Source organism: Pseudoalteromonas sp. SG41-5 (genome assembly GCF_014164495.1).
Lineage (GTDB): Bacteria > Pseudomonadota > Gammaproteobacteria > Enterobacterales > Alteromonadaceae > Pseudoalteromonas > Pseudoalteromonas rhizosphaerae.
Genome location: NZ_JACJFH010000197.1, coordinates 1 through 2541, shown reverse-complemented (window position 1 = coordinate 2541; position 2541 = coordinate 1). Strand labels below are relative to the sequence as shown.

The 2541-nt window shown below is 39.1% G+C and carries 3 protein-coding genes and 1 riboswitch; all 3 genes read left to right on the top strand.

What is annotated here, in order from left to right; genetic code table 11:
• The first annotated feature begins 352 nt into the window (after positions 1-352).
• The 3 genes from H5232_RS22875 to H5232_RS22865 all read left to right on the top strand — a co-directional run bounded on the left by H5232_RS22875 (position 353) and on the right by H5232_RS22865 (position 2532).
• Positions 353-781: an FKBP-type peptidyl-prolyl cis-trans isomerase gene (locus tag H5232_RS22875; RefSeq protein WP_182831591.1), complete on the top strand. Its 429-nt coding sequence runs from the start codon at positions 353-355 to the stop codon at positions 779-781.
• Between the two features lie 48 nt (positions 782-829).
• The gene (locus H5232_RS22870; protein WP_182831589.1) at positions 830-1444 is read left to right on the top strand and encodes a histidine phosphatase family protein; all 615 of its coding nucleotides are present in this window, start codon (positions 830-832) and stop codon (positions 1442-1444) included.
• Between the two features lie 40 nt (positions 1445-1484).
• Positions 1485-1610, top strand: a riboswitch (cobalamin riboswitch).
• 85 nt (positions 1611-1695) lie between these two features.
• Entirely contained in the window at positions 1696-2532 is an 837-nt protein-coding gene (locus H5232_RS22865) for an ABC transporter ATP-binding protein (RefSeq protein ID WP_220496125.1), read from the top strand.
• Positions 2533-2541: the final 9 nt, after the last annotated feature.

Sequence of the window (2541 nt, the reverse complement as noted above, 5' to 3'; positions counted from 1 at the left end):
ATGAAGAAATAGTCGAACAGGTTTCGCAAGCGTGGAATAAATTCATTTCTGTTCCTGATACGGTTAAAAGCATATGCTCTAGAGACTGGATAAAATTGACTTAATCTTTATGCAGATTGGTATAAAGCGCTAACTGCGTTATAAATTTTTCATGTAGAACAACTATATGTCAAAATTTATGCCTTGTTATCACTCTATTTATCTGTCGCTATAAATGGTCAGTAACTTAACACGATTGGTATAAGATCATTTTATTGTTTTGAAAAACTCGCAAACTCACTATAAAACTTGCGTTCAGGCCTCTACCTATGCGATAAAATCATTATATTTATCATACAAATAGTGGGGCTTCATGGCACGTAAAAAAACAACTAAATCAAAAGGCTCATCAGGACTCAATCGTAAAAACAGTGAAAGCTTCATAGTTAAATTTAGTAATCATGCTGATACTCAACTGTGTGCTTCTGGTTTGATGTATAAAGTAATAGATGACCTCTCTGGTGAGCGAGTAACTGACACAGATACCGTGGTCATCAATCAGCGTATTATGCTTGCTGATGGCAGCGTAATAGCTGATAGTTATAAAGCTGGAATGCCTGAAGTATTTACCTTAGATGAGGCAATCGAAGGATTACGAGAAGGTATTTTATTGATGTCGGTTGGTTCTCGCTATGAATTTGTAATTCCTGCAGAGCTGGCGTGGGGGCGCAAGGGGAATGGTGGGAAAATAGGAGCTAATGCCGTTCTACATTTTGATGTGCGCTTAATCCGTTTAGGATGATCATTATGCTATTGTTAAAAGTACTTTTCTTTAATGTAAGAGGGCTTTATGCCGCCATTTTCTAGTCGCGTTTACTTATTACGCCATGGCGAATTGATTGAGCAAGGAGTCTTGGCCGGACAGACCGATTTTTTACTCAGTGAACTTGGCCGTGCGCAATTACATCAAGCATGCAATGAACTAACTAATATTGAGCTTGTACAAAGTTCGACTTTGAAACGTTGTAGCGAATTTGCCAGATCTTTTAGCCATGCCCAGCAAATACCACTTTTTCTGACCGATCAGCTCCGAGAGTTTAATTTTGGTGATTGGGATGGCTGTAAATATGATGATTTGTGGCAACAGACGGATTCTCCTAGTATTGGCGATTTCTGGCAAAGCCCTTGGCAAGTAACCCCCCCTCATGGCGAAAGTATGAGGGATTTTTATCAGCGAATAGCAACGTGGTGGCAAACGTTACTAATTGATATTGCAAGTAATCGTACTCAAGCACAATTAGTTTTAACGCATGCCGGAGTGATCAAGCAACTATTAGGTATTATTTGTCAGTTACCAAAAGAGTCGAATCAGCAAAACATATTTTCAATCGGTTATGGGAAGCTCATTTGTATTGATATTTACATAGATGATAGCGATAAAGCATGGCCCAGAATTGTGTTTTAAAAGACTATTTTTAGCCGTCTAGAAAGATATTAATTGAAATATTTACTCACCCGCCCATAATAGAGCCTTATGTATTTTGGAATGGGGTGTAACTCCTCAACTGTTCCCGCAACTGTAAGTCGCAAGCGCGATAAGTCAGATACAAAATACGTTAATTTATTACCTATTGAGCGGGCTAACTCTTCTATTATCACCATGATCATAATGGTTTGTAGTGTATTGGGTTTAGCTATTGCTAGAGAGATAACACATTGCAAATACCAGCAGTAATTGATCCCCCTTTACTTGAAGTAGCTAATTTATCGTGGTCGGTGGCAAATACCGCCATTTTGCACGATATTAATTTTGCAATAAAACCAGGCCAATTTATTGGTTTGTTAGGGCCTAATGGCGCAGGTAAATCAAGTTTATTGCGTTGTTTATACCGTTACACTAAACCAGTGTGCGGTGAGGTTATATTTGCAGGGAAAAATATTTGGCAGCTAAGTGCGGATGAATATGCCAAGCAGGTTGCTGTGGTGCTGCAAGAAACACCTTCGCAATTTAACCTATCGCTTTTTGATGTAGTGAGTCTTGGCCTTACGCCGCATAAAAGCTTATTTAGTTCGACAACTAAAAATGATCAACAAATTATTTTTCAGGCGATTGAGCAAGTTGGCTTGAGCCATCATTTACAGCAATCGTTTGATTCCCTTTCCGGTGGCGAGAAGCAACGCGCATTGATAGCACGTTCAATTGTACAAAGCCCTCAATTATTAATTATGGACGAGCCTACCAGCCACTTAGATATTAAATATCAAATTCAATTAATGGAGTTGGCTAAATCGCTAAATGTAACGGTATTAGCGTCGTTCCATGATCTTAATCTTGCAGCAAGTATGTGTGATGAACTACTGGTGATAAAGCAAGGTGAGTTAGTTGCAACGGGTAGCCCGGAATATGTCATCACGGAAGAAATGCTCAGCGAAGTATTTGGTGTCTGTGCCGAAGTCTCGGCGCATCCACAGAGTAAACGATTAAATAAGGTCATTCCGCGTATTACCTATTTTTACGGTTATCAAGGTGGTGGCGTTGATGCAAAAAAATAATTATTTTGC